Genomic DNA, 26,015 nt, shown 5'->3' on the forward strand with positions numbered 1-26,015 from the left:
TCCTTCGATTGAAGGAGTTTTCGGAGCCATCAAAGGTTCTCGCGGCGGAAATCTATTTTTTACAAAAGGGATTGAAAAGGTTTCTCTCGAATGGTCGGAAAGATGTTCCGCTCACAATATTGCCAAGCTCTGCGGTTTTCGATACGTCTGAATTTTCGACTGAAGGACGTTTTACTACATTTCTCAAAAATAAAAAAGAACCTAATGTGATCTAGGGTGAAACCATAAGAGGGATTTTCTGGTTTTCTTTTTCAACAGACTCTTGGGTGGGGGTAACTCAATGAATTGCTTCCCATGGGTCGCAATTCAGGTGGAGAAATTCGGAAGACTTTTCTCTATCAGAAAAACATAATTTTCTCAAGAACAATTTCCTTCCACAAAGCTTGTCGGAACTCCGACAAACTCGATGTTTTTTTGTTGCTTAAAGCAGTCCGGTCTTTCTAGCAATCGCGTAGAAATTCAAACCGTAACCGATGCCTAAAAAATTTTTTGGAGGGAATAAATCGTCCGTTTCCGGGTTCCAAACGTCTTTGACTAAGGCTTCGATTGAAAAATCTTTACCAACGGGAAGTCCTAAAATTCTGTCGGGGAGTTGCGAAAATTCTGTCATAAGTTTTAACCTCTTTTTGTTTTTTCTACCAGCTCATAAAATTTTTGAAATAGATACCGCGAATCGTTTGGACCAGGAGCACTTTCTGGATGATACTGAACGGTCAATAAAGGATAACCGGATTTTAAAATTCCTTCTACAGTGTGATCGTTCAGATTCAGAAAGGAAATAGGTTCATCCGATTTCTGGTCGTCTATTACCGCAAAACCGTGATTTTGCGAAGTAATTTCTACCTGACCGGTCTCAAGATTTTTGACCGGTTGGTTTCCACCTCTATGACCGAATTTCATCTTTTCCGTTTTTTTTCCTAAAGAAAGTCCGATGATTTGATGACCCAGACAGATTCCAAAAAGTGGGTATCCTTTTTCCATAATCTTTTGAGTTGAGGAAATCGCGTAATCTAAAGGAGCGGGATCTCCGGGGCCGTTCGAAAGGAAAAACGCGTCGGTTCCTTCTTTCATAATCTCTTCTGCGGAAGTTTTTGCGGGATAAACCGTTACCGCAAAACCGTTCGCGTCTAAAAGGCGTAGTATGTTTGTTTTTACACCATAGTCATAAACTGCGAGTTTGAATTTTTTACCGGTATGAGTTCCAAAGATATATTTAGTAGAAGTAGTTACTACCTTAGCCAGATCTGCGTTGATAATTCCAGGAAACGATTTTACCTTTTCTAAAAAAGAAGGGGAATATTTCGGAGCCACAAAAATCCCACCGTTAGGAGAACCGTTTGTACGGATATATCGAGTCAGTTTACGAGTGTCTATTCCCTGGATGGCTGGAATTTTATATTCTTTTAGAAACTGAGATAACGTTTTTTCGGATTTAAAATTAGAAGGTAGATCCACGTATTCTTTAACGATCAGACCGCTCGCTTGAATTTTAGAAGATTCCATATTATCAGGATGAATTCCGTAGTTCCCGATCATAGGATAAGTCAGTGTAATGATCTGATTACAGTAAGAAGGATCCGTTAGAATCTCTTGATAACCCGCCATAGAAGTATTAAAAACAATTTCACCAACGGATTCAGTTTCGTAGCCGAAGGACTCACCTTCGAAGATTGTTCCGTTATCAAGAACTAAGAACGCTTTCATCAATTACAAACTCGATGAGGTAGTGAGTATAGTCAACACAGGTTTTTCTTGGGTTCCTACAAATCGGTTGAAAAATACCTACGATTTTTGTGAATGGAGAGTAAAAACCCGACCTGAAAAAATAGAATTAGAACCTGAATTTGATAGTCGTTTTCGAGAATCGAAGGTTCTATAATCTGCGGCGTGAAATTTTGGTTTTATGGCCCAATTCTTTCAGATAGGAAAAAATAGAATCTTAGGATAAGTCGAATATGTATCAACTGACTCTACCGGATAAATCAATTAAAGAAGTCGCATCCGGTTTCACTTATCGTGACTTTATCGAAAAAGAATTACCTTTTTTAAAAACCAAAGCACTTGCAGTGCGTTTGAATGGTGAAGAAGTTTTAGATTTGTCCAGGACTGTGGAGAAAAACTCGAACATAGAAGTATTGACCTATTCCGAAAAAATAGGTTGGGAAACGTTTCAACATTCCGCGGCGCATTTACTCGGAATGGCGGTTCAGAATTTATATAAGAATGCAAATCTCACCGTAGGTCCTGTCATCGATAACGGTCCCGGATTTTTTTATTACGACATAGACTTTCAAGGAACGATCGTTACTCCAGAAGATTTTCCTAAAATCGAAGCTGAGATGGAGAAGATCGTAAAGGCCGATCATCCGGTTTGGAGAAAAGTAGTCTCTAAAAAACAGGCGATAGAAACCTTTCAAAAACTAGGAGAAAAATATAAAATAGAAATTATAGACGGAATACCAAGCGAGGAAGTTTCCATCTATGGAATGGGAGAATGGTTCGATCTCTGTCGTGGGCCTCACGTTCCTAATTCTGGAATATTAAAATCTTTTAAACTAACTGCAGTTTCGGGTGCGTATTGGAAGGCGGACAAAAACAACTCGATGCTTACCCGTATTTATGGAGTTGCGTTTCCGACAAAAAAAGAATTGGATCAATATCTTTTTCAAATTGAGGAAGCTAAAAAAAGAGATCATAGAAAGATCGGAAAAGACATGGATCTATTCTCCTTTCAAAAGGAAGGTCCAGGATTTCCTTTTTGGCATCCTAAAGGAACAATTCTTTGGAATTCACTCGCGGAGTATCTTCGATCCGAATGTAACAAAAGGGGTTATCAGGAAATCAAAACTCCTGCGGTACTTTCTTCCGAACTTTGGAAAAAGTCCGGTCACTGGGATAACTTCCACGAGAACATGTATTTTACGGACATAGACGAAGAAGATTACGCACTCAAACCGATGAACTGTCCGGGATGTTCTTTGATTTATAAACATCATCTGCATTCGTATCGTGAACTTCCGCTTCGATTTGCAGAATTTGGAAGTGTACATCGCCACGAATTACACGGAGTGTTACACGGACTTTTTAGAGTGAGGGCGTTTACTCAAGACGATTCTCATATCTACGCTCCTTTGGATTATTTGGAATCCGAGGTGATGGACATCATAGACTTTACGTTTACGGTATATAAGAAATTTGGATTCTCCGAATTTAAAACTTTTATAGCGACCCGTCCAGAAAAATCGCAAGGAAAAGACGAAGACTGGGAGTTTGCTACGAGTAGCTTAAAACAATCTTTGGAAAAAAAGGGGATTCCATACGGAATCAAAGAAGGGGAAGGGGCGTTCTACGGACCGAAGATAGAGTTCAACATTAAGGATTCAATTGGAAGGCTTTGGCAGTGTGGAACCATTCAAGTGGATTTTTCTATGCCGGAACGTTTTGATTTAGATTATACGGATAATAATGGTCAGAAAAAAAGACCGGTGATGATTCATCGCGCTATCTACGGTTCTTTGGAAAGATTTATAGGAATTTTAATTGAACACTATGAAGGAAAATTTCCACTTTGGATTTCTCCGAATCAGATCCGAATTTTGACCGTAACCGAAAAAGTAACCGATTACGCTAAAAGCGTCTATCGAGAGTTAGTCGACTCCGGCTTTAGAGTGGAACTGGATACTCGAAACGAAAAGATAGGTGCAAAAATCAGGGATTCTATATTAAAAAAAGCGAATTATATTTTGATATTGGGAGAAAAGGAAATGGAATCAAATACACTCGCAGTGAGAATGCGAGGTCAAGAAGATACCAAAACTTTGACCCGGACGGGTTTTATTTCGAATCTTCAAGAGGAAATTAAAGCGAACTAAAATAAAGTTGGGTTTTCTGGCAAATTGTATTGTCGGAATCTTTTGGGAAATTTGAGAACTCCTTCAAATTTTGTCCCAATTCTCAAAAACAAACGATTTTTTTTGATTAAAATTTTTTCGTAAATATGAATGTAAGAGTTCCCACATTTTCAAAGTTGAACAGTGAAATCTTAAAATTTTGTGAGAGTTCCTACGTTTTCAAAAGTTAAGTATTATAAAAATGAATTTCATAGATCAAACATAAGCGAAATTAGAAAATAATTGTATTCGCCTATTTTTTTAAGTGGGGAGTTTTTCAAAATATAAAATTGAACGTTTAGAAATGAAAACATTTAGAAAATCTCTATAAAATCCAAAAAGAAAACTCGCCCAAGCAAATTTTTACATAAATCTTCGTTTTGCAGTCATCACAAAAATCTATTTCATAAAAATCCCATTAACTCAATTCTAACGTGAGCAGGGCGTAAGAAAATAAGAAAGAATTTTCTAAAAGTAGTAGTTCCTACAAATTTTAGAATTTGTTCGTAAAATCGTGATTTTGTGGTAGTTCCCACATTTTAAGAATGATTTACAAGGTTCCAATCCCAATTTTTTTAAAAAATGAATCATGGATTTCTCCAGAACTCACGTTAAATTCTAGTGGTCGTAACAACGGCCAAATCAATTTCTATTCAACTTTCGACTATACGTCGGATTTTGTGTACTTTAGAAAATTCAATAAGTTCATTCACTAAAGTAGTAACGTAAAATCGACTTGCAATAAAGCTTCCTTTCACCGAAATGGAGTCAAAAATCGCTTGAAAACGCCCTTAAGGATAAAATCTTGGAAATCTAGCCGGAGAATGAATGCAGAGGAAACCGAGTCAAAAGTCAGCAACTGATAAGCTTTTTAATCATAGAGTCAATGAGAAAATAACAGGCGTTTCCAGAGTTCGCTTAGTGTCGGATGACGGCGTGGCGATCGTATCTTTTGAAGAAGCACTCAGAAAAGCAAAAGAGGAAAATTTAGATCTAGTAGAAGTATCAGCGGATCAAGAACTTCACGTTTGTAAGATTATAGACTACGGAAAGTATAAATTCGAGTTACTTAAAAAAAGTAAAGAGGCAAAGAAAAAACAACACGTAATCAATGTAAAAGAAATTAAGATTCGTCCTCGAATTGAAAGCCATGATTACGAAATCAAAAAGAAACACGCGCAGGAGTTTCTGGGAAAAGGAGACAAGGTAAAAATCAGTCTCCGGTTTCGAGGTAGAGAAATGATGCATTCTGACCTCGGAATGAAAGTAGTTTATAGAATGATAGAAGACCTGAAAGAACACGGAACCGCCGAAAGGGATCCGATTCAGGACGGAAAACAAATCGTAGTAATTATTAATCCGAAATAATTTCCGAAAAAAAGGAACCCAAGATGCCAAAGTTGAAAACGAACAGAGCCGCTGCAAAGCGTTTCAAGTTCACAAAAAACAACAAAATTAAACGCAAAAGTATGAATACCCGTCACATCTTGACCAAAAAAGGACCTAAAAGAAGAAGACGTCTTCGTGGTTTGACTTTGGTTCATAATTCTGACTGGAAATCTATCGTCAGATTAATGCCTTATGGAGTGAGATAATGCCTAGAGCGGTCAATGGAACCATCCACAAAAATAGAAGAAAAAGAATCTTAAAAGACGCAAAAGGATTCCGCGGAGCTCGTTCTAAACTTTATAGAACGGCTAAAAGCGCTGTGATGAAGGCGGGTCAGTGGGCCTATAGAGATCGCAGAGCAAAAAAAAGAGATTTTCGTAAACTTTGGATCATCAGAATTAATGCCGCTGCAAGAGAAAATGGTTTGTCTTATTCTGTATTTATGAATTCCCTTAAGAAATTGGGAATTCATATGGATCGTAAGTCTTTGGCAGAGCTGGCTTTCAACGATAGAGAAGTATTTAATTCCTTAGTTGAAAAAATTAAAGTAGCTGGATAACAATCAGCTTTACTAAAATCGACGGCTCTGTAATTTACAGGGCCTTTTTTCGTTTTCAGAGAATGTTTTTTAAGGGAGAATCAGGTTATGCTTACTATGGAGACCATTGAAGAATTAGAAAGCAAGGTCGTAAAAGCCCTCGAACTCATCGCTGATCTTCGCGCTGAAAATGGTCGACTAGAATCCGAAAACGAAACTCTCCGAGCGGAAAACGACCAGATGAAACTGGCAATGGAGGAGAAAGAAAAAGAACTTTCCTCTCTTAGAGAACAATTACAAAAAACTACAAACGAGTTGAACGATCTCAAAGAAAGAGAACGAAAATTAGAAGGAAAAATCAATCAACTCCTTGGAAGATTGGATTCCTTGCCTGCAGCTACAAGTTCACAGACGCCACAGCCACAGTATAGCTCTGCTGCTTCTGCTGCCGCAACTACGGCGGCTGCTTCTTCCAATGTCGTGAAAGAAACAACTTCCGCTGAAGACGAATTTGGCGAAGACGATGAAATCATTCTTCTCGATGAAGACGATGATGATATTTCCCTTATCACAGAAGTGCCTGAAAAAGACGACGAGATACTTGAAATTTCCGATGATGAGGGATCTGAATTGGCCTTGGATGAAGATGACGACATCATTATCGAGGATGATGAAGATTCAATCAGCGTATTTGACGCAGATGAAGACGATGATTTTCTAATCATCGAGGATGATCCTAAAGCTTGAGTTTGTAATGGATCTCCGTAGGGTAAAAGTCAGAATCCTAGGAGAGGAATATACGATCCTCAGCGAAGCCGAAGAAGATTATATTTATTCTCTATCGGAAGAGGTAGACCGTAAACTCAGAGAATTAGGTGCGGGAATGCCTGGAGCTTCTAAACAGAAACTTGCTATTTTAGCTGCACTCAATTTTGCAGATGAATTGCACCAAGCAAAAGAAATTGGAGATGAACCTGCTTCTGTTTCTACTAAAATCGGAGAGATAGAAATAGAAGAAAAAACCCGTAAACTCATTATGATGTTAGAAGAAGGAATCATTGGAGATCTTTGATTTTCCTTTTGTTTAAAAAGTAATCCTCTTTGAAACTTCAGTCTAGAAACGCACTTCGAACTTTACTGACCCTATTAGAAGAAAGGGAAAAAAAAGACCTCGCCATTCTCGGATTTTTAAAAGAAATTACATTCGATGCTCGAAAGATCATAGCTTACTCTCCTGATAAATGGGAAGTAAAGGTGGCCCCAGAAGTTTTAGGTTGGAATCATTCTGGGAAGGAAATTTATTTCCCAAAGATCCAAGATGAAAAATTGGAGTTTATTCTTCCTGAAGCCTGGGAAAGCGGTCCCTTTGGAATTTTAGAACCTAAAGGAACCAAAATTCTGAATTTTCAAGACGCAGAATGGATCGTAGTACCTGCCTTAGGTTATGATCAGTTTGGTTATCGTTTAGGACGTGGTGGAGGTTTTTATGATAGAACCCTTTCCGAAATGGATTCTACAAAATTGATCGGACTTACTTATGAAGAACTTTTTCCGGCAAGTTTTGCAAAGGAAGATCATGACATAAAAGTTGGTACGGTAGTTACAGAGAAAAAAATTTATCAAATCGTCTGAAAAAACGCTAAAATCTTGTCTATTTATATCTGCGGCAGTTCAGTAACAAAATGTCAGTAGAGTGTAAAACTGAAGTTGAATTTGACCGAGAATGTGCTCGAAAGATTCCTGGGTAGTATATCTTTTCATTTTTGGAATTTTACGATTTGCTTTCTTTGGTTTATTCTTTTTTAAGATTAAAAAAATAGTAGGATGAAATCTGATGTTTACTTTGGTTGAGTCGGATTTCTTCGTCTTAAAGATTGCTTCTTTTTGATAAATCTTTAGGATGAACTAAAAACGTGAAAGTATGATTCCCGAAGATTTACACCTTATAATATCTCTTAAGTTTGAGTGTTAACGACAGATTTTATGAACATCCGTTAAAGTTTTTAGAATCGTTGGACATAAGATCGATTTTCGGGTTATGTTAAAGATTGGGTGTATAACTCAAGTTCTATTGGAAAAAAGAGTTTCGCTTTTGGAAAAGTGTAAGAATTTTTAGGTTTAGTAACTCTTTCTTTCGATTGTTCTTGAAAAACAGATTACGATCCGTTTTATAGATTGATTCTGGATTTTTATGGAGAACCGCTAGGTAACATTATGGCCTCATTCGATAATAGACAATACCTTGAATCCTTAGAAGCGGATAAAACTACAGAATCTCAAAAGGAATATCTGACTTTCAACGTAGAAGAGGAGATTTTTGGAATCGATATTCTGAAAATCCACGAAATTCTGAAACCGGTTCCGATCACTAGAATTCCAAACGGAGACGATTATATTTTAGGCGTGATTAATCTTAGGGGGGAGATCATTCCGATCTTAGATTTAAAGCAGGTTTTCGGAATCGGCTATAGCGACATTATGCCTTCTACTCGAATTATAGTAGTGGTTCACGAGGATAAACGCGCCGGGATTCTAGTCGATACGGTAAGACAAGTGGTAAAAATTCAATTCGACAAAGTTAGTAAAGCTACGGATGATCTTTCTCTCAATTATAGTTCTTTGATAGAATCTGTCAGCCAGGCGGACGAAACGTTGATACTCAATTTAAATTTATCCGTCCTGATCAACTTTGAACAGGAGGTTATCTAATGGCCGGAATTTTAGGGGAATATACTGAATTATTTTTAGAGGAATCGGAAGATCAAATCGAGGAACTAAATGCAAATTTACTTAAGTTAGAAGCGGATCATAAAAATCTTTCTATCATCAACGATATTTTTCGCGCGGCACATTCCTTAAAAAGTTCAGCAGCCTTTGTTGGTTTATACAATCTTTCGGATCTTGCTCATAAAATGGAGAATCTTCTTCAGTTGATCCGGGACGGTAAACTAGACGTTAATCTTCCTCTAGTCAATCTTCTATTCCAATGTTTTGACCTGATCAAATATGTTATCGCTAACGTAAGCCAAGGCAAAAAGATTGATACCCCTTTTTCGGAAATGATTCAAAAACTGGATTCTTACGAAAAAGATCCGGGTGTTGCGGTGGCTCCATCTACTTCTACACAATCGGCTGCTGTATCTAAACCCGCCGAAATTTCAAGTCAGGCGGCTCCTTCTGTAATTAAATCTACGGAAGTTGCGAGTGCGACTGCTTACGCCGGATTGGAAATTCGTCTCGAAGCGGAAGAAGTGAAGGAGTTAGAGGAAGAAATTCGTAAATCCGGTAAGTGTTGGAAAGTTTCGGTAACTCTTGGAAAAGATTCTCCGATGAAAGGACTTCGTTTTTCTTTAATCTTACAGAACCTGAAAAATTTAGGAGTTGTTTATAAATCTATTCCAGATTTAGAAGAATTGGAAAAAGGAGCGGATGTTTCTTCCGTTGTATTTTTATTTCTCTCTTCCGAATCTTTAGAACAAATCAGAACTGCGACTAACGTGGATATGGTGGAATTTTTGGACGTACAAGAATACGTTCCGGTTGTTCAAGAAGTGGCCGCCGCAAATTTTAAGATCGAAGACGACATGGCCGCTTCGGAGTCTAAGGTTACATTAAAAAGTATTAAAGTATCTTCCGATAAACTAGACCAGTTAATGAACAACGTGGGAGAACTCATCATCACAAATTCCGGTTTTCAAAGAATCTATGACGACCTGATTCGTATTTTTGGAGAAGATCAACTATTCAACGATCTCAAATCCAGAATCGATCTGATCAATCGTATTTCTAAAGAACTTCAATCCGGAATTATGAATATACGGATGGTTCAAATTTCCACTGTGTTTAGAAGATTCTCCAGACTTGTAAGAGATCTTTCTTTAGAAACCGGCAAAAAAGTAAATTTAGTTCTTTCGGGAGAATCCACCGAACTCGATAAAAAAGTCATAGACGCGTTAGGCGAACCTCTACTTCATCTCATTCGTAATTCCGTGGATCACGGAATTGAAACTCCTGCGGAAAGATTGAGCGCCGGAAAACCGGAAATCGGAACTTTGGAACTGAATTCTTATCAGGGCGGAAGTAATATTATGGTGGAAATCCGAGACGACGGACGTGGTCTTGACTCGGAAAAAATTCTCTCTAAGGCGATTGAAAAGGGACTCGTAAATCCAACAGAGGCTTCCAATCTTTCTGAACAGGAAATCTTTCAATTTATCTTTCAAGCTGGATTTTCCACTGCGGAAAAAATCACAGATATTTCTGGCCGCGGCGTTGGGATGAACGTAGTGAACAATCTTATCCAGGAATTTAAAGGAAAGATCATCATTAATAGTACTCAAGGACAAGGAACTTCTTTTGTACTTTCTTTTCCGCAAGCTCTTGCGATCATTCCTTCTATTCTGGTTCTTATGGAAGAAGAAGTATATGCCTTTCCTCTTTCCGAAGTCAATGAGACAATTAAAATTCACAACGATCAGATTACAACTCTCGAAGGAAACGAAATCATCAATCTGCGTGGCGAAGTTCTTCCGATTTATAGACTCAATCGGATCATAGGTCTTCAGGATAAAACGGATCGGGAAGAATTTCCGGTCGTCATCGTTCAGTACAAAGGCCGTAAGATTGGATTTATGGTGGATGAACTTGTAGGTAAACACGAGACGGTGATCAAGTCTTTGGAAAAAAATTTCAGAAATATCAGGGGTCTTACCGGGGCTTCCATTATGGGAGACGGAACCATCATCATGGTTTTGGATATTCCTGGAATTGTAGAAATTGCTTCCGAGTTGGAGGACGTGGACACAGTGGTTCACTATCATCTGGAAACGATGAGAAGAATCGGTTCGATTCATTCTGCTGAAAGAGAAGAAGAACGTTATATTCAAAAAACTACAAATCCTACAAACGTTTACAATCACAAGTTACACGACATCACAAATAGAGAACGTCTGAAGAAGAAAAAGACTGAAAAGTCTCGTGATCTAAAACGGATCGTTGCAGAAAAAGAAGAGGTTTTCAGAGAACAAGAACTAGCCGCCGCTGTGGCTCTTAGCGTCGAAATGAAAGCCTCTCCAGAAAAACAACTTCCTCTTCCAGTTGAATCCGAAACTCAAGATCCGCAAATGCCACCTACGATTACTTCGTACTCTTCCGAAGATCCTAAAAAACCGTTCGTTTCTTCAGAAGAAGAATATCGTTCTCATATTACAGAAATTGCATTGGATCAGAGTGCGAGTGAAGAAGAGCAAAAACGGGCGAAGGCAATTATAGAAAGTTTTTTAACTCAAAAGAAAGAAAGGACTATGTCCGTGACTTCTTCTAAAGATTTTAAAGGCGCCTTATCCAAAGAAGAACTCAAAAAATTGGAGAACGTAGTCAATACCGGTATGATGAACGCCGGTATGGTTCTTTCTCAACTTTTGAAAAAGAACATCGATCTATTCATTCCGGAAATTATTATGAACGATAGAGATGGTCTCGCGGAAGAGATTCGTTTTTCGGAAAATCATTTTTACGGTTTAAGGATCCGAATGAACGGGGATCTGAACGGAAATCTTTTAATGATGTTCTCCCGCGAAAACGCCGCAAATCTTGCCAAAGAACTTTTGGGTTCCGAAACTTCTCCGGGGGAAAAATTGACCGAAGACGCCAAATCCGTGTTAAGTGAAATTTCAAATATAGTTTGTTCTTCCGTGATGAACTCTATATCGAATAAGGCGAAGGCTAGCGTTACACCTTCTGTTCCGGAATTTTTGGAAGGAACTTTTATGCAAGTCTTGGACGTAGTCAAACCGGAACGGACCAAGTTTTTAAGTATGCTTACCGAATTCAACCACGAGGGGAACGATCTATTAGGTGTGTTATTATTCCTTCCGGATTTTGACGAACTGCTCCAGTTGATCCCGAGGTTTTAATTCCGATGATTCCGAATCCGGTTCGTGCGGTTATTATAGATGATTCTTTATTAGTCAGAAATATCATTTCTGATCAGATCCAAAAAGATTCTAAGATCCATGTTGTCGCAACCGGCAAAACCGGAATGGATTGTATCGATCTGGCTCAAAAGATGAATCCGGATGTGATTATACTCGATGTGGAAATGCCGGTTATGGATGGCCTTACAGCACTTCATGAACTTCAAAAAAAGAAATTAGGAATTCCTGTCATTATGCTTTCCGTTTTGACTCAGAACGGAGCCGAAGCAACTTTCAAAGCTCTGGAATATGGAGCCATCGATTTCGTACCCAAACCTTCTAGTGTGTTTCAATTTGATCCGGAAGAAATTGGTAACATTTTAAAATCTAAAATTTTAGCTTACTTTGAAAGTAAAGTACGGATCCCTTCCCAAAATCTTTTGAATAAGGCTCCGGCTTATTCCAAGGTCCCGGCTGGAGCACATTTAAAAAAATCTCCGATCCAGGCGATTTGTATCGGTACTTCCACTGGAGGACCTAGAGCGCTTCAAGAAGTATTTTCCAGAATTCCAGCGGATATTTCTTTACCGATTTTAGTCGTTCAACATATGCCCGCAGGTTTTACAAAAGCGTTTGCAACTCGACTGAACGATCACGCAAAGATCAAAGTAAAAGAAGCAGAGGACGGTGAGCCGATAGAACCGAACACCGGTTATGTGGCTCCGGGTGACGCACATCTTTCCATTCAATCCAAAGGAGGGAGGAAATGGATTGCCCTGAACAGGGAAGCCCCTGTAAATGGACACAGACCTTCCATCGAAGTTCTTCTAAACAGTGCGATTGAAGAATATAAAAGCGGAATTATAGGCGTGATTATGACTGGGATGGGCAAAGACGGTTCTGCGGCCATCGTAAGAGTCAGAGAAGTAGGCGGCTCTACGATTGCACAAGACGAACAGACCTCTGTTATTTATGGGATGAATCGTCAAGCCGTGGAGATGGGAGGCGTCGAATATATTGAGCCTGTTACAGAAATCATCAATAGGATCCAAATCATTTTGAAAGAGAGAGGAATTTAATATGGCCAGAATTCTCGTTGTGGATGACGCAAAATTTATGAGAACCATGGTAAAAGATGCACTGACTCAAACCGGTCACGAAATCGTGGGAGAAGCAGAAAACGGAAATATTGCTGTAGAACAATATAAAACTCTAAAACCGGATCTGGTCACTATGGATATTACCATGAGAGAAAAGGATGGGATCGAAGCTGCTCAGGAAATTTTTAAAATGGACTCGAAGGCTAAAATCATCATGGTAACTGCGCTTGGTCAAGAAGATCTACTCGCAAAAGCGATCAAAATGGGTGTTAAGGATTTCGTAGTAAAACCTTTTTCTCCAGAAAGATTGCAACAAGCTGCAGACAAGGCGCTCAATTCGTAAAGGTAGATTTCTTTTGAATGGAGAATGAAGAAGCCGGTAAGTCCTTTGTAGTTCAATGGAATAATTCGGAAGGCGGTTTATCAGAAGGCCCTTTATCCGTCCTTTGGAGTTTGATTGAAAGTTACAAGGTGGACATCTTTGATGTTTCTCTCTCTCGCATCACCCGGGATTTTTTAAGTTTTCTCAGAATTTCAGAAACTCTCTCTTTAGAACTCAGCGCAGAATACGCCTTAATGGCCGCCAATCTAATTTATCTAAAATCCAAAGCTTTATTACCAGATCCAGGATTTGAGGAAGAGGATTATGAACCCCCACTTCCTCCTGAACTTGTAGAAAAACTTTTAGAACATAAAAAGTTTCAACTTACGGCCAAAAAACTTTCGGAAATGGATCAGACCCAAACAGGAGTTTTTAGAAGAGAATCTAACGTTACCTTGGATGAGGAAGACAATTGGCTGGATGTTTCTCTTTTAGATCTGATTTCTGCGTTTCATGAAATTTTAGAATCTCAATCGGTTGAAGCGGAAATTCCTACATTACTCACCGCGCCTCATCGTTTTACCGTAGAAGAGAAAATGGAAAAAATACTTTCCACTCTTCGGGAAAAAAAAGAAGTCTCTTTTCCGGAATTATTCGAACGAGAACGACCAGAAAAAGCAGAAATCGTTGCCACTTTTCTGGCATTGCTGGAACTAAGTAAGCAGAGGATTTTACGCGCCAAACAACACAAACTGTTTGGAGAGATCCGTTTATTTCTGGTAGAGGGACATTGGAACGGGACAGAACAGCAATCAAGGGATTGATCGAGGCTTTACTATTCGTTTCCGGTGAACCCTTAAAATTGGCGAGCATCGCCAAATCTGCGGAAATCGAAAAAACGGAAGCTCGTGAAATTTTAGATGAACTCGTATTGGATTATTCCGAAAAAAACGGTGGATTTTTACTGAAAGAAATCGCCGGAGCTTATCAATTTGTAACTAACGAAGGTTTTGCGGAACTACTCGGAAATATTTTTAAAGAAAAAAGAAGAGAACAACTTTCTAAATCTAGTTTAGACACACTTGCTATCATCGCTTACAAACAACCGATTACACTCCCAGAAATAGACGAGATACGAGGAGTTTCTTCCCGGGCTATGGTTACGTCTCTTATTTCTAAAAAGTTGATCAAACCGGTCGGAAACAAAGAAGTTCCCGGAAGACCCGCCTTGTATGGAACTACGAAAGAGTTCTTGATTCATTTCGGATTGAATAAACTATCGGATCTTCCCGCTCCTGTGGAAGTAAAAGAATTGAAATTCGAAAATTTGGACGATTTGCTCGAAGATGAGTGATTTAGATCAACAGTTAAAAATCTTTAGAGATCAGATTGATTCTTTGGATCGAGAAATCGTAAAGTCTATTCAAACTCGCGCAGAGTTTGCTTCTAAGATCGGAGAAATCAAAAGAGAAAGAAACGAGCCGGTCTTCCGACCAGATAGAGAAAAGGAAGTTTACGAAAAGATAAAGTCTTTTAGTTCCGGCCCACTTTCAGACAAAGTGTTACTTGCAATATACCGTGAAATCATGTCCGGTTCTATTTCCGTAGAAAAAGGATTAGAAGTAGGTTATTTAGGACCTGCGGGCTCCTTTTCCAATCAAGCAGTTCGTTCTCGTTTTGGAGCCTCCATTAACGCTTTGGAATTCAATTCGATTCCGGACGTTTTCCGCGCCGTAGAAACCGATAAAATCGATTACGGGGTTGTGCCTGTGGAAAATTCCAGCGAAGGTTTGGTCAATTCTACTCTGGATCAATTTTTAGTTTCGGATCTTCTCATTTACTCGGAACACTATTTAAGAATCAATATCAGTCTTCTCGGGTTCGAACACGATCTTTCCAAAATCAAAACGTTATACGGAATCAAAATCGCCAATTCTCAGTGTAAAAACTGGATCGCCGCCAATCTTCCTCACGTAGAAATTGTAGAAACTTCTTCTACCGCAAAAGCGGCTCAGATCGTAGCGGAAAAAAAAGACGCCTGTGCCGCGGTTGCTTCTTCCATCGCTGCAGAAATTTATGGGCTCAGTCTGATTCGTGAATCCATTGAAGATCTTCCCGACAATACTACCCGCTTTTTGATCATAGGCAAAAATCAATGTCCTCCTACGGGGAACGATAAAACTTCGATCGTTTTTTCTTGCCCCGATAAACCAGGCGCGCTTTATCGAGTGCTAAAACCTTTTTTCGATCATCAACTCAATTTGAGTAAGATAGAATCCAGACCCACTAGAAGAAATTCCTGGGAATATAACTTCTTTATAGACTTTTACGGTCATCAAAAAGATCCATCGATCCAAAACGTTCTCGCCGGTCTGAAAGAAAATACTATTTTTCTGAGAGTGCTCGGCTCTTATCCGATGTCTCCGCAAAGCCTGTGAAATTAGAATTTTCTAATATTTTAATTTACGGATTGGGGCTGATGGGTGCTTCACTTTCTTTGGCTCTTAAAAAAAAGGGAGTTTCCGCACCTATTACTGGAGTTGTAGGTTCTGCCAAAAGTAAAACAAAAGGACAATCCTTAAAATCTGCGGATCAAATTTTAACCTCGGAAGAATTTAGTTCCACTCGAAGTTGGAAGGATTACGATTTTATTATATTTGGAATTCCAGTAGATCTTACGGTAAAATTAATTTCCGAGTTACCTACCGATTTTTCTGGAATTATCACTGATTTAGGCTCCACTAAAAAAGAAATCATCCGTGCTGTGGAAACCCGTTTTCCGTTCGAACACAATTATATTTCTTCTCATCCGATGTGCGGTTCCGAGGAATCCGGGCTCGAATTCGCAAACTCTTCGTTATACGAAGGGAGACTTTGTATTTTAACTTCTCCTAAAAACGCAAAACCGGGAGTTCAGGATCGTTTGAAAAACTTTTGGAGATTTGTCGGGACTACAACGATAGAAATTTCTGCGGAGGAACACGATTCTATTCTATCGTATCTATCACATTCTCCTCATATACTTTCCTCGATTATGGCGGACTGGGCAGCCAATCAAAAAACGGTAAAACGTTATACGGATCTTTCTCCGATCCCTTTGAACGGAGGAGGGTTTCGAGATATGACTCGAATTGCAGGTTCCAACCCAAAGATGTGGGCCGCTATTTTTGATTCTAATCAGGACGAAATTTTCCGTTCGTTATCCGATTTTAGGGATCGACTTGATATTATATTAGAAAAATTGAATCCGAAAAATACTCTGGATCCGAAAGAATGGGAACGATTTATGGAAATTTCTCGTAGATCCAGGGATTTTATTTTGAAGAACCAGGATGATTCCAAAAAAAACTAAACTCAAATCCAGAGAAATAGAAGTTCCGGGAGATAAATCACTTTCTCACCGTTCCGTTTTGTTTGCGGCACTTTCCAAAGGTAAATCCAAAGTGACCGGATTTTTAGAAGCCGAAGATCCTTTGAACACGATGTCTGCATTCGCCAAACTAGGATTAAAAGTTCAAAAGATCAAACCGGGAGAATACGAATTTGAAAGTCCCGGAAAAAACCGACTTATTTCGCCTAACGCTGATTTGGATTTCGGAAACGCGGGTACCGGAATTAGATTGTCCGCGGGACTTATCTGCGGACTACCAGGTTTAAACGCTACTTTAACCGGAGACAATTCCTTAAAAAAACGTCCTATGGGAAGAATTATAAAACCCTTAAGTTCGATGGGGGCTTCGATCGTAGGACTTGGAGAAAAAGAAACCGCTCCTTTAAAAATCGAAGGAAAAAAATTAAAAGGATTTCGTTACGAAAGTCCGATCGCAAGCGCACAAATCAAATCCTGTCTGATGTTGGCTGCGATTTCGTCTGAAACAGATTTGGAATATTCGGAAAATATATTATCCAGAGATCACACCGAAAATATGTTTCGTTTTTTAGGAAACAAGATAGAACAAATTTCCCCCTTTCATTTTAAAATCAAACCTCCCTACGTTTTGAACGGTGGAGAATTTAAGGTGCCGGGTGATATTTCCTCGGCGGCTTTTTTTCTTGTGCTCGGAGTTTTGGCAAAAGAAGGGAATTTGCTCATTAAAAACATAGGACTCAATCCTGCTAGAACAGGGATTTTAACGGCGCTCCAATCTATGGGGGCAAAAATAGAAATTCAGAATCAACGTATAGAATGTGGCGAACCTGTGGGAGATTTAAAAACATATCCTTCTAATTTACAAAAATCGAATATTCCGGAATCCTTAATTCCTTCCATTATAGATGAAATACCGATTCTTTCCGTAGCGGGACTTTTTGCGGAAGGTGGTTTTGAAATCCGTCACGCGGAAGAACTCAGGGCGAAAGAATCCGATCGAATTCATACGATGGTTTCCAATTTTCGTGAGCTCGGTATCGAAGTAGAAGAATATACGGACGGATATTCGTTTGACGGAACTTCTAAAAAATCTTCGGAAGTATGGACTCGACTTTCCACTGTAAAAAAAGTTCCGATTCGATCGTATATGGATCATAGAATTGCAATGAGTTTTTTGATTTTTAAAGCGCTTTCTGGTTTAGATCTCCAAATCGACGAAACTTCTTGGATCGAAACTTCTTTTCCTGGGTTTGAAAAGTTACTCGAGAGTTGTATCAATGAATGAAAACGTAATCGCTTTAGACGGTCCGGCTGGTTCTGGCAAAAGTACGGTAGCAAGACAAATCGCCGAAAAAATAGGATTTAATTATTTAGATACGGGGGCTTTTTACAGAGCCTTGACCTTGTATCTTTTTCGGTTACATCAAACTTCACCTAACAGTCGTTTTGAGGATTGGGTAAAAACATCGGAAGCGGAACGCAGTTTGGCGGAAATTCGAATTGTATGCGAGTTTTCGGCCGGAAATGAGAATCGAATTTTACTGTGTGGAGAAGACGTTTCTTTGGCAATACGAACTCCGGAAATTACAAGAGAAATCAAACATATAGCAAACCGCAGAATTTACAGAGACTTCGTAAATAAAAAACTGCATTCCCTCGCAAAACTTCATAAATTGATTATGGACGGGAGAGATATTGGAACCGAAGTGTTTCCAGATGCAAAATTTAAATTTTATCTGACCGCTTCTTCGAAAGTAAGAGCGGAACGTAGATTTTTACAATTGCAAGAACAGGGAATCTTCGCCGATCGGAATGAGATTGAAAAAGAGATTATCTCAAGAGATAAATCGGATATGGAACGAGAAATTGCTCCTCTTTATCAAGCAAAGGATGCAATCCTAATTGACACCGATATTCTCTCTAAAAATAGTGTAATCAGCAAGATCCTCGAAATTCTGGATCAATGACCCCTAATTTTCCAGACGGATCCAATACCATTAGCCGAGTAGCCTACGCCCCATGACAAACAAGGAAGAGAAGTCCACTTTTGCAGAAGTATTCAAACAGTGGGAACAATCAATACACGAGGAACCGGAACTCCGGAAAGATCAAGTCGTTGAAGGAAAAATCGTCTCCGTAGACAACGACTACGTTTATGTGGCGATAGAAGGGCTTAAACAAGAAGGTCGTATTCCAAGGGGAGATTTCGACGAAGCCCCGGAAAGAGGAAATTACGTTTCTGCAATTGTGAAAAGAAAAGAATCTCAGGATTCTGGTTGTATTCTTTCTAAAAAAGAAGCCGATCAAAGAAAAGGTTGGGAAATTGTAAAAGAAGCTTTTAAAAACGGTTATCAAGTTACCGGTCGTTTAATAAACGAAATCAAAGGTAAAGGTTATATCGTAAACGTGGAAGGTGTGGAACTTTTTCTTCCGGCTTCTCAACTCAGTTATAAATTTAAAGAAGGGGAAACCTTCAAAAACAAAGAACTTGAATTTAAGATTATAGAACTCAACGATCGCACTCGTTCGGGAGTTGTTTCCAGAAAAAAACTTTTAGATGAAGTGAACGAAGAAAAATGGGACGCTCTTCTTTTAAAACTGAAAGTAGGGGATAAAGTAAAAGCGATCGTAAGTAAAATTGCTTCTTTTGGAGTTTTTTGTGAAGTAGACGGTGTTACCGGACTTCTTCGTCAAAGAGATATTTCTTATAAAAAATACGCTCCTTTTAAACAATACTTTCAGATCGGTCAAGAAGTAGAACTTGTAATTCTTGAACTCGACAAAGAAAACAACAAACTCGCGTTAGGTTTAAAACAACTCTACGAAGATCCTTGGGTTTGGGCGGAACGTTCTTTAGAAAAAGAAATGGTGATCCGAGGAACCGTAACTTCTCTCACTAAGTTCGGAGCGTTTGTAGAATTGAAAGAAGGTTTGGAAGGTTTGATTCATACTTCTGAACTTGCTTGGTCTAAAAAACCACCACAACCGAAAGATATATTAAAAAAAGGTCAAGAAGTAGAGGCTCTGGTTTTAGATATAGATTTCAAAAACAGAAGACTTTCTTTAGGACTGAAACAACTACAGCCGAATCCTTGGGATCAGCTTGGTCCTGAAATCCGTAGAGGAAATGTTTTAGAAGGTGTAATTACCGGTATCACTAAATACGGCGCCTTTGTGGAAGTGGAGAACGGAATTGAAGGCTTAATACACATTAGCGATATTACCTGGGACGAAAAGGTATCTAATCCTACTTCTCAACTTAAAAAAGGTGATACTGTAAGATACATGATTTTAGACGTCAACTTGGATGCTCAGAGAATTTCTTGTGGCCTTAAACAGTTGATGGAAAATCCGTATGAAGTTTTTAGGAATGAACACCCTGTTGGTACGATCGTAGAAGGAAAAGTAAAGTCCATTAAGGAATTTGGTATTTTTGTGGAAGTAGCTCCAGGAATCGAAGGATTGGTGCATATTTCCGAAGTGCCAAATGGAAAAGAAGTTAATCTCGCAGAGTTATACAAATCAGATGAAATTGTAAAAACTGCAGTGATTAAGGTGGATGTGAAAAACAAAAAGATTTCGCTTTCCATTAAGGATTTTGACAAGGCTTTGGAAAGAGAGGAAATGTCTAAATATCTGAAAACTTCGGATACACCTTCTCGAGAAAGTTTAGGAAGTTTCTTAAATACTTCTCTCAGATAAAAAATCTTAGAATGAAGGATTGATATGAAACGGTACGAGATCGGTCAGACAGCTAAAGAAGTAAAATTCGATCCATACGCAGATTTTCAAGGAAGTAAAATGGAACTGGCTCTGACTAAATTTTTCAGAGCGATTTCTTTTCGGATCAAAGAGGTATTGATTGGCGCCGGGGTGGTTCTAATCGTTATTCTTGCCGTAGTCATCTATGTTCAATATCAGGATTCTCAATTTGAAAAAGGAACCATCGCGCTGGAGGTTCTGGAGAAAAAATTCCGCTCCAATCCAGTAGTTGATTTGAAAGAAAAGATCAAGGCCTACGAAGAAATTTCCACTCAGTATTCTTCTAAAAAATTAGAACTTAGACTTGCAAAAACTCTTTCTGATTTATATTCCCGCAACGGAGAATTTCAAAAAGCCGCAGATAAATTAGAATGGGCCGGTAAAAAAATCGAAGAGCCCACGGAAGTAAAGGCGTATTATTTTTATCTTGCGGGTAATCTCCGAGAAAGAGAAGGAAATTTAGCGTTAGCCGAAACAGACTTTAGCGTTTCCGCAAATCTTCTTACAAATACAAGAGAAGCCAACGGTTTTTTAGCTTGGAGTTTGTATCAAACTGGCAGACTTCAAGCAAAGAACGGTAAAAAGACAGAAGCGGTCGAATCTCTTAAAAAGGTTTTGGATCAGGAAATTAAAACTCCTGCTACGGATTATAATACCGTAAAACAATACGCTACGTTTCTACTGATACAACTCAACCAGAAGGGTTGATGTTAACTCTGGCTTTGCCTAAGGGAAGATTGGCCGAAGAGAGCATCGATCTGATGATCTCTAAAGGTTGGCTTTCTTCTAAACCCGATCCTAATTCTAAAGAACTGATCTACAACGATCCAAAGGGAAAAGTTCGAATTTTACTTGTACGTTCTCAAGATGTTGCTACATATGTGGAACAATGTGCAGCGGATGCGGGAATCAGTGGATGGGACGTTTTAAAAGAAGGGGGTTATGATTTAGCGACACCTCTGGATTTAAAAATTGGAAAGTGTAGGCTTTCTCTTGCGGCCCCGAGTGGTTTTACTTTAGAAGCGCATCATCGTAAGATTCGAGTGGCCACTAAATATCCAAATTTAGCGAGGGAGTTTTTCTTTCTGAAAGGACTTTCCTGTGAAATTTTTAAACTCTATGGAAGTATAGAACTCGCTCCTCTTGTTGGTCTTTCTGATTGTATCGTAGATTTAGTTTCTACTGGAGGAACACTCAAGGCAAACGGACTCAAAGAGCTGGACATAATTTTAGAATCTTCTGCTCGTCTTGTTTTTAATCGCTCTTCTCTTTACGGGAAACGAAAAGAAGCGGTTGAATTTATGGATTCTCTTTCTAAAATCTAAAACGCGGAATCCATAAGAAGTGTTTGTTTGAGTTGTTCAAAACAATCCGTAGAAATTTAACAAATACTTTAACTTCTATGAATGAAGTGAAGACCTAACGAATTTTTCTACTCAAGTGCTACCATCGTGTTCTTGGATACTGTTCCAGAGGTATTCTGATCGTTTTTGCAGTAATCTATAAATGTCTGTGTTTTTGGAGTGGTCCATTTTTGCTTCCAAAAGAGATTCTTATTCGTATTGAATCGAAATAATTGTTGAGGATTACAGACCTCTAAAAAGGATAGTCTAACAATTCAATTTCCCAAGAGGAAAGTAATGGCAGTTCCTAAAAGACGAAAATCGAAATCAAAAGTTAGAACAAAACGTGCTCATCATGCCATCGGGAAACCGAATTTGGTGCCTTGTCCCAATTGTAATTCGTATAGACTTCCACACAGAATTTGTCCTACTTGCGGATTTTATAAAACTGGAATTGTTTTAGAACCGAAAGTTAAGAAGCCTAAAGAAGAAAATTAATTTCTATGATGTGGGTCGCCGTCGATGTAATGAGCGGCGATTACGGGCCGGAAAAAATCATTGAAGGTGCCGTAAATGCCGTAAACCAAGACGGGGCCAATGTAGTCTTAGTCGGCAAAGAAGAAGAAATCGGGGAAATACTCCTCAAATTCGAATACGATACAAATAAAATAAGAATCCAACACGCTTCGGAGATCATCGACATGAATGATTCTCCTTCTATTGCCGCGTACTCTTCAGGATTCTTCCGTTGTTCAAGCCACACAAATTGTAGCAGATAAGACCTGTGTCGGAATGTTTTCTCCCGGAAATACGGGAGCTACGATGGCTTCTGCTCTTTTATATTTAGGAAGAATTCCGGGAGTTCTGCGTCCTCCGATTGCGGCTCCAATTCCTCAGGAAAACGGTCCACCCATGTTGCTTGTGGATGCGGGCGCAAATGTAGATTGTAAACCCGATTACTTGGCGCAGTTCGCAGTGATGGGCGAAATTTATTCAAAGCTAATATTCAATATTTTGAATCCAAAGGTCGGTATTCTTTCTAATGGAGAAGAAGATAAAAAGGGAAATACGGTTTCCTTAAAAGCTTTTGAAATGATCAAAAAACTTCCTATCAACTTTGTGGGCAACGTGGAAGGAAGAGATCTATACGGAAGCGGCAAGGACGTGGATGTAGTAGTTTGCGATGGTTTTATTGGAAATATAGTTTTGAAGGCAACCGAAGGTCTTTCTAAATCTATCTTTAACGTTTTACGCGAAGGTATTAAACAATCTAGTCTTGCACAAACCGGAGCCTTACTTTTAAAACCTACGTTAGGCGCTATTAAAAAACGTTTGGATTACGCCGAATACGGCGGTGCGCTTTTATTAGGAGTAGACGGAATTTGTCTGATCGGACACGGTTCGTCCAATGCGCTTGCGGTTCAGAGTGCGATTCGGGTTGCGGTTGAATGTGCACAACATCAGATCAACGATCGAATTGCTGCTGATCTCAAAAAGTATAATATTTGATTTCGTAAGAGAAGAATCAAAGATCCAATTGTGTTGCAAAAACTTTTGGAGTCTTTGGACGTCGTGGCTTTGGAAAAAATCTAACAATTACAAAAAGAGGTTTTTTTCCTTACGAACGTGTGCATATCGAAGCTGATTTAAAAAAATCGGATATTGGATGGTATACGAATGGAAACGGGTTTATTCTTGGAATAAAATTAGAATATTTGCCGACACTTTTTTTACAGTGTTGAATCAAATGTAAAATTACAATCTAATCGATTCGAAATTTTAAATATGTTTTATAACAAATTTTGAAAAGATCCAGTTTTAGAAAAACAATTCTATAATAAGGTAGTTCGGCTTGAGAACAGTAGTTCCTACAATTTTAGAATTGGTTCGTAAAAATCGCGATTTGTGAGAGTTCCCACATCTGAATACGACAGTTATAAACTTCTATTTTGTAAATTGTGGTAGATTACGTCTCTTTTTATCTTTTCTGCGATTTTAAATCATACTTTTCCGAACGAAATTTTGTAGTAGTTCCCACATCGATCTATAAAGTTCAGATTCCAACTTTTTTCAGAATCATGGAGTTTTATACCAAACTTACGTTATGATAGGTCTGGAAACCTTGCTTTTCTACTGAAATTGTCATGTACGATCCTTCGATTTTTAAAAAAGTTCTGTATGTTTCGATAGAGAAAAAATTTACGATTTTATTAGATCATCCGTTTTTCGAAGAAAATTCGATAACAAGGATCCTAGATTTTAGCGTGATAGAATTGCTTTTTTATTAGAACTTTATAGGAATATTCCTAAAGATCAGCCGCATTTAGTTGAGAAGTTTAAAAATAATTTTTGGAAAAAAGTAATTTCTTCTGGATTAGTTGCTTATTATTCTCCCGGCTTAAATCTAAAGATGAATAAATTTTTAATACAAAGTTATAACTTGTAGAATACTGTAGAAGGTTTTTCAAGTAAAATGTATACGACATACGTTTTCGGATTATAATTTATCTTCTTAATTCAAAAAAGATCTTAGCTATATCGACTATTTTTGGAAACCGCAACGATCATTTGATAAATTAGACTACGGGTTTCATTTGGAATATCATCATAGAAAGAAATTAAAATATCTTCCGCTTTATCGTTGGATATTTTATTCCAAAGATAATCCCTTTTTTTCATTTTTTTAACAGTGCCCGAATTTTCGTTTAGGGAAGAATTCACTTCGGGACTTCCTTGTCCTTTGATCAGCCATAGACCCGAAATACCGTGTGTAGTTTCAATATCAGCCGCAAGTTTATCCAATAAGGGACGTTTATCGTTACAAATGTAACTGATGTAATTTTGAGATTTGCCGATCGAAGTTGCAAAATCTTCATCATTCATCGCTAATATATTTTTTATAGCATAACGAAGTCGTTTTCCCGGAGAAGAAAAATCTATATTTTCCAAAGGGATTGTGATAATTTTATTTGCCATACTCAACGTTGACTCAATTTTTAAATAGAGATCCTTTTTTATAAATTTACTAAAATATGTAATGAACGCCCTTTTTATTACAACCTTAAAAATGAATTTGGTCGTTAGAAATATGCATTTTTTGGAAAATTTCAGTAAGTTCTAACATCTTCGAATTTTAGTATCTGATAGTAGTTCAATCACAGAATAAAGTGAATACGTATACAAATCTTTCACCTAACTAAGCGTTGTTTTCCTTTTTATAAATGAGGTTAGGTGTGAATTCAGACGATAGCCGTAATTCCTCCAACATAATATATTCAAAGAAACGTCTTTTTTTAGACAAAATGTTAGTTTTTTTAAAAAATGAATCTATAAATTAAACGAATAGAAATACTAAAGAGATCTAAAGAGATCGTTTCTAAATTTTAAAAATAAAAAGTTAAATCAACCAACAATGAAAAAATATAACAAACGAAACCGTTCTTTTTTTCGTGATCTATTCTTATTTCTATGATTTAGTTCTATTTTCAAAAGATTTGATAACAAAACGATAAAATGGAAATTTATAGTCGATTTTAGATATGATGTTTCTAGGTAAATAAGGATTATAAATATCAAATATTATAGGTTTTGATTTGTGCAGTTATTGTAATGTTTGGTATTCAAATCGATTTTGATTCCCTAAGTATTTTATAAGAACCTTTTGAACCTGAAAAAACGTTGCTATGTTTTGTTACTCGGGCGTATGAAAATAGTATCAGAAAATGAATGGGCGCTTTTACAAAGACGTAGAAATTCTCAAAAAATTATATCTAACCTAAAATTATTGGTTTTTGTGTGAGATCCCACATTTTAAGTTTTGAAACAGGTTCAGAATTGTATTATTTTCATGCGTCCGAGTAGTAATGATTTAGAAAGGTTGAAGTAAACCAGTAGAAATCTGTTTCTTAGAGTCTAGTTTTTACGGCGAAAAAGTAAAAATGAATGTGGGAACTCCTTATTTTTTAGTCTTTAAAAACTAGAAAATTAAATTTGAATCATCTTCATAAATAAACGTGAGTTAACTCGAAAGAGATCGATACGAGAGGAAATCAGTAGAACGCTCTCTACGAATCGCGTTTGAAACTCAGCAAAACGCTCTTTACGAATCGCGTTTGAAACTCAGCAAAACGCTCTTTACGAATCGCGTTTTATATTAAAACTAAAGACAATTATTGTATTATGTTTCCTGTATGCAATTTATTGATCAGAGTTAAAGAACTCGGTTCGGCAAGTTCGACCAGGTTCTGATTCTGCTCACGTTAAATAGATCTTAGTGTTTATCATATTTTAATTCAAATTGAAAAGATACGTGAGAATGACTAGACATAGGGCTTTAAAAAAGTTTAAAGTAGTAATTTCTTTACGTTTTGATTACTAGTAACTATA

The 26,015-nt window shown here is 38.0% G+C and carries 25 protein-coding genes and 1 pseudogene; 23 read left to right on the top strand and 3 right to left on the bottom strand.

Annotated features, from left to right (window positions below; all coding sequences use genetic code 11):
* Nucleotides 1-151 (top strand): transposase (locus LEP1GSC049_RS209790; protein WP_016561130.1); only part of this gene is annotated, 151 nt, incomplete at its 5' end.
* Between the two features lie 270 nt (nt 152-421).
* Here the strand turns inward: LEP1GSC049_RS209790 and LEP1GSC049_RS209785 are convergent.
* Nucleotides 422-610, bottom strand: coding sequence for a hypothetical protein (locus LEP1GSC049_RS209785; RefSeq protein ID WP_004750330.1), 189 nt, complete (start codon nt 608-610; stop codon nt 422-424).
* A 5-nt stretch (nt 611-615) separates the two neighbouring features.
* Nucleotides 616-1,704 (bottom strand): glutamine-hydrolyzing carbamoyl-phosphate synthase small subunit, encoded by a 1,089-nt coding sequence (carA, locus tag LEP1GSC049_RS209780; RefSeq protein WP_004763416.1) that lies wholly within the window; start codon nt 1,702-1,704, stop codon nt 616-618.
* A gap of 251 nt (nt 1,705-1,955) precedes the next feature.
* On the opposite strand from carA, the gene thrS reads away from it, so the two are divergent.
* The 22 genes and pseudogenes from thrS (at nt 1,956) to plsX (ending at nt 23,138) form a co-directional block, all read left to right on the top strand.
* The gene (gene thrS, locus LEP1GSC049_RS209775) at nt 1,956-3,872 is read left to right on the top strand and encodes a threonine--tRNA ligase (protein ID WP_004750284.1); all 1,917 of its coding nucleotides are present in this window, start codon (nt 1,956-1,958) and stop codon (nt 3,870-3,872) included.
* An 846-nt stretch (nt 3,873-4,718) separates the two neighbouring features.
* On the top strand, nt 4,719-5,258 hold the full coding sequence (infC, locus tag LEP1GSC049_RS209770; protein ID WP_004750325.1) for a translation initiation factor IF-3: 540 nt from the start codon (nt 4,719-4,721) through the stop codon (nt 5,256-5,258).
* 23 nt (nt 5,259-5,281) lie between these two features.
* Entirely contained in the window at nt 5,282-5,485 is a 204-nt protein-coding gene (gene rpmI, locus LEP1GSC049_RS209765) for a 50S ribosomal protein L35 (protein WP_001125262.1), read from the top strand.
* On the top strand, nt 5,485-5,838 hold the full coding sequence (gene rplT, locus LEP1GSC049_RS209760; RefSeq protein ID WP_001136836.1) for a 50S ribosomal protein L20: 354 nt from the start codon (nt 5,485-5,487) through the stop codon (nt 5,836-5,838). Before rpmI ends, rplT begins: the two co-directional genes overlap by 1 nt.
* An 87-nt stretch (nt 5,839-5,925) precedes the next feature.
* Entirely contained in the window at nt 5,926-6,564 is a 639-nt protein-coding gene (locus LEP1GSC049_RS209755) for a hypothetical protein (RefSeq protein WP_016561126.1), read from the top strand.
* A 7-nt stretch (nt 6,565-6,571) separates the two neighbouring features.
* Entirely contained in the window at nt 6,572-6,889 is a 318-nt protein-coding gene (locus LEP1GSC049_RS209750) for a cell division protein ZapA (RefSeq protein WP_004759274.1), read from the top strand.
* A gap of 29 nt (nt 6,890-6,918) precedes the next feature.
* The gene (locus LEP1GSC049_RS209745) at nt 6,919-7,449 is read left to right on the top strand and encodes a 5-formyltetrahydrofolate cyclo-ligase (protein WP_004750777.1); all 531 of its coding nucleotides are present in this window, start codon (nt 6,919-6,921) and stop codon (nt 7,447-7,449) included.
* A 582-nt stretch (nt 7,450-8,031) separates the two neighbouring features.
* Nucleotides 8,032-8,526 (top strand): chemotaxis protein CheW, encoded by a 495-nt coding sequence (locus LEP1GSC049_RS209740; RefSeq protein WP_004750640.1) that lies wholly within the window; start codon nt 8,032-8,034, stop codon nt 8,524-8,526.
* Nucleotides 8,526-11,732, top strand: coding sequence for a chemotaxis protein CheW (locus tag LEP1GSC049_RS209735; protein WP_004750384.1), 3,207 nt, complete (start codon nt 8,526-8,528; stop codon nt 11,730-11,732). The genes LEP1GSC049_RS209740 and LEP1GSC049_RS209735 overlap by 1 nt, the downstream gene beginning before the upstream one ends.
* Nucleotides 11,733-11,737: 5 nt before the next feature.
* Nucleotides 11,738-12,811, top strand: coding sequence for a protein-glutamate methylesterase/protein-glutamine glutaminase (locus LEP1GSC049_RS209730; RefSeq protein ID WP_004750354.1), 1,074 nt, complete (start codon nt 11,738-11,740; stop codon nt 12,809-12,811).
* A 1-nt stretch (nt 12,812) separates the two neighbouring features.
* On the top strand, nt 12,813-13,175 hold the full coding sequence (locus tag LEP1GSC049_RS209725; RefSeq protein WP_000101123.1) for a response regulator: 363 nt from the start codon (nt 12,813-12,815) through the stop codon (nt 13,173-13,175).
* A gap of 17 nt (nt 13,176-13,192) precedes the next feature.
* Entirely contained in the window at nt 13,193-13,978 is a 786-nt protein-coding gene (locus LEP1GSC049_RS209720; RefSeq protein WP_004750746.1) for a segregation and condensation protein A, read from the top strand.
* Nucleotides 13,945-14,508, top strand: coding sequence for an SMC-Scp complex subunit ScpB (scpB, locus tag LEP1GSC049_RS209715; protein ID WP_000439025.1), 564 nt, complete (start codon nt 13,945-13,947; stop codon nt 14,506-14,508). The genes LEP1GSC049_RS209720 and scpB overlap by 34 nt, the downstream gene beginning before the upstream one ends.
* Complete coding sequence (pheA, locus tag LEP1GSC049_RS209710; protein WP_004750488.1) at nt 14,501-15,592, top strand: prephenate dehydratase; 1,092 nt, start codon at nt 14,501-14,503, stop codon at nt 15,590-15,592. Before scpB ends, pheA begins: the two co-directional genes overlap by 8 nt.
* Nucleotides 15,589-16,506, top strand: a complete 918-nt coding sequence (locus tag LEP1GSC049_RS209705) for a prephenate dehydrogenase (RefSeq protein ID WP_004759301.1) — start codon at nt 15,589-15,591, stop codon at nt 16,504-16,506. The genes pheA and LEP1GSC049_RS209705 overlap by 4 nt, the downstream gene beginning before the upstream one ends.
* On the top strand, nt 16,487-17,809 hold the full coding sequence (gene aroA, locus LEP1GSC049_RS209700; RefSeq protein WP_004750859.1) for a 3-phosphoshikimate 1-carboxyvinyltransferase: 1,323 nt from the start codon (nt 16,487-16,489) through the stop codon (nt 17,807-17,809). Before LEP1GSC049_RS209705 ends, aroA begins: the two co-directional genes overlap by 20 nt.
* Complete coding sequence (cmk, locus tag LEP1GSC049_RS209695; protein WP_016561129.1) at nt 17,802-18,491, top strand: (d)CMP kinase; 690 nt, start codon at nt 17,802-17,804, stop codon at nt 18,489-18,491. Before aroA ends, cmk begins: the two co-directional genes overlap by 8 nt.
* A 52-nt stretch (nt 18,492-18,543) precedes the next feature.
* On the top strand, nt 18,544-20,226 hold the full coding sequence (locus LEP1GSC049_RS209690; protein ID WP_004750419.1) for a 30S ribosomal protein S1: 1,683 nt from the start codon (nt 18,544-18,546) through the stop codon (nt 20,224-20,226).
* Between the two features lie 24 nt (nt 20,227-20,250).
* Nucleotides 20,251-20,994: a tetratricopeptide repeat protein gene (locus LEP1GSC049_RS209685; RefSeq protein ID WP_004750312.1), complete on the top strand. Its 744-nt coding sequence runs from the start codon at nt 20,251-20,253 to the stop codon at nt 20,992-20,994.
* A complete protein-coding gene (gene hisG, locus LEP1GSC049_RS209680; RefSeq protein ID WP_004750672.1) occupies nt 20,994-21,611 on the top strand; it encodes an ATP phosphoribosyltransferase in 618 nt (205 codons plus the stop codon). The genes LEP1GSC049_RS209685 and hisG overlap by 1 nt, the downstream gene beginning before the upstream one ends.
* 315 nt (nt 21,612-21,926) lie before the next feature.
* Nucleotides 21,927-22,127 carry a 50S ribosomal protein L32 gene (rpmF, locus tag LEP1GSC049_RS209675; protein ID WP_000290471.1) on the top strand — a complete coding sequence of 67 codons (201 nt, stop codon included), beginning with the start codon at nt 21,927-21,929 and terminating at the stop codon, nt 22,125-22,127.
* 5 nt (nt 22,128-22,132) lie between these two features.
* Nucleotides 22,133-23,138, top strand: a pseudogene (gene plsX / locus LEP1GSC049_RS02000000224890) (phosphate acyltransferase PlsX).
* 1,020 nt (nt 23,139-24,158) lie between these two features.
* Here plsX and LEP1GSC049_RS209670 read toward each other — a convergent pair.
* Complete coding sequence (locus tag LEP1GSC049_RS209670) at nt 24,159-24,605, bottom strand: transcriptional regulator (RefSeq protein ID WP_001284494.1); 447 nt, start codon at nt 24,603-24,605, stop codon at nt 24,159-24,161.
* Between the last annotated feature and the right edge of the window lie 1,410 nt (nt 24,606-26,015).

The sequence above is a fragment of the Leptospira kirschneri serovar Cynopteri str. 3522 CT genome, from assembly GCF_000243695.2.
GTDB classification, from domain to species: Bacteria; Spirochaetota; Leptospiria; order Leptospirales; family Leptospiraceae; genus Leptospira; species Leptospira kirschneri.

Excerpts from the sequence above, each read along its gene's own strand:
- LEP1GSC049_RS209785 (WP_004750330.1), bottom strand. The coding sequence starts at position 610 with ATGACAGAATTTTCGCAACTCCCCGACAGAATTTTAGGACTTCCCGTT.
- carA (WP_004763416.1), bottom strand. The coding sequence starts at position 1,704 with ATGAAAGCGTTCTTAGTTCTTGATAACGGAACAATCTTCGAAGGTGAG.
- thrS (WP_004750284.1), top strand. The coding sequence starts at position 1,956 with ATGTATCAACTGACTCTACCGGATAAATCAATTAAAGAAGTCGCATCC.
- infC (WP_004750325.1), top strand. The coding sequence starts at position 4,719 with ATGCAGAGGAAACCGAGTCAAAAGTCAGCAACTGATAAGCTTTTTAAT.
- rpmI (WP_001125262.1), top strand. The coding sequence starts at position 5,282 with ATGCCAAAGTTGAAAACGAACAGAGCCGCTGCAAAGCGTTTCAAGTTC.
- rplT (WP_001136836.1), top strand. The coding sequence starts at position 5,485 with ATGCCTAGAGCGGTCAATGGAACCATCCACAAAAATAGAAGAAAAAGA.
- LEP1GSC049_RS209755 (WP_016561126.1), top strand. The coding sequence starts at position 5,926 with ATGCTTACTATGGAGACCATTGAAGAATTAGAAAGCAAGGTCGTAAAA.
- LEP1GSC049_RS209750 (WP_004759274.1), top strand. The coding sequence starts at position 6,572 with ATGGATCTCCGTAGGGTAAAAGTCAGAATCCTAGGAGAGGAATATACG.
- LEP1GSC049_RS209740 (WP_004750640.1), top strand. The coding sequence starts at position 8,032 with ATGGCCTCATTCGATAATAGACAATACCTTGAATCCTTAGAAGCGGAT.
- LEP1GSC049_RS209735 (WP_004750384.1), top strand. The coding sequence starts at position 8,526 with ATGGCCGGAATTTTAGGGGAATATACTGAATTATTTTTAGAGGAATCG.
- LEP1GSC049_RS209730 (WP_004750354.1), top strand. The coding sequence starts at position 11,738 with ATGATTCCGAATCCGGTTCGTGCGGTTATTATAGATGATTCTTTATTA.
- LEP1GSC049_RS209725 (WP_000101123.1), top strand. The coding sequence starts at position 12,813 with ATGGCCAGAATTCTCGTTGTGGATGACGCAAAATTTATGAGAACCATG.
- LEP1GSC049_RS209720 (WP_004750746.1), top strand. The coding sequence starts at position 13,193 with ATGGAGAATGAAGAAGCCGGTAAGTCCTTTGTAGTTCAATGGAATAAT.
- pheA (WP_004750488.1), top strand. The coding sequence starts at position 14,501 with ATGAGTGATTTAGATCAACAGTTAAAAATCTTTAGAGATCAGATTGAT.
- aroA (WP_004750859.1), top strand. The coding sequence starts at position 16,487 with ATGATTCCAAAAAAAACTAAACTCAAATCCAGAGAAATAGAAGTTCCG.
- cmk (WP_016561129.1), top strand. The coding sequence starts at position 17,802 with ATGAATGAAAACGTAATCGCTTTAGACGGTCCGGCTGGTTCTGGCAAA.
- LEP1GSC049_RS209690 (WP_004750419.1), top strand. The coding sequence starts at position 18,544 with ATGACAAACAAGGAAGAGAAGTCCACTTTTGCAGAAGTATTCAAACAG.
- LEP1GSC049_RS209685 (WP_004750312.1), top strand. The coding sequence starts at position 20,251 with ATGAAACGGTACGAGATCGGTCAGACAGCTAAAGAAGTAAAATTCGAT.
- hisG (WP_004750672.1), top strand. The coding sequence starts at position 20,994 with ATGTTAACTCTGGCTTTGCCTAAGGGAAGATTGGCCGAAGAGAGCATC.
- rpmF (WP_000290471.1), top strand. The coding sequence starts at position 21,927 with ATGGCAGTTCCTAAAAGACGAAAATCGAAATCAAAAGTTAGAACAAAA.
- LEP1GSC049_RS209670 (WP_001284494.1), bottom strand. The coding sequence starts at position 24,605 with ATGGCAAATAAAATTATCACAATCCCTTTGGAAAATATAGATTTTTCT.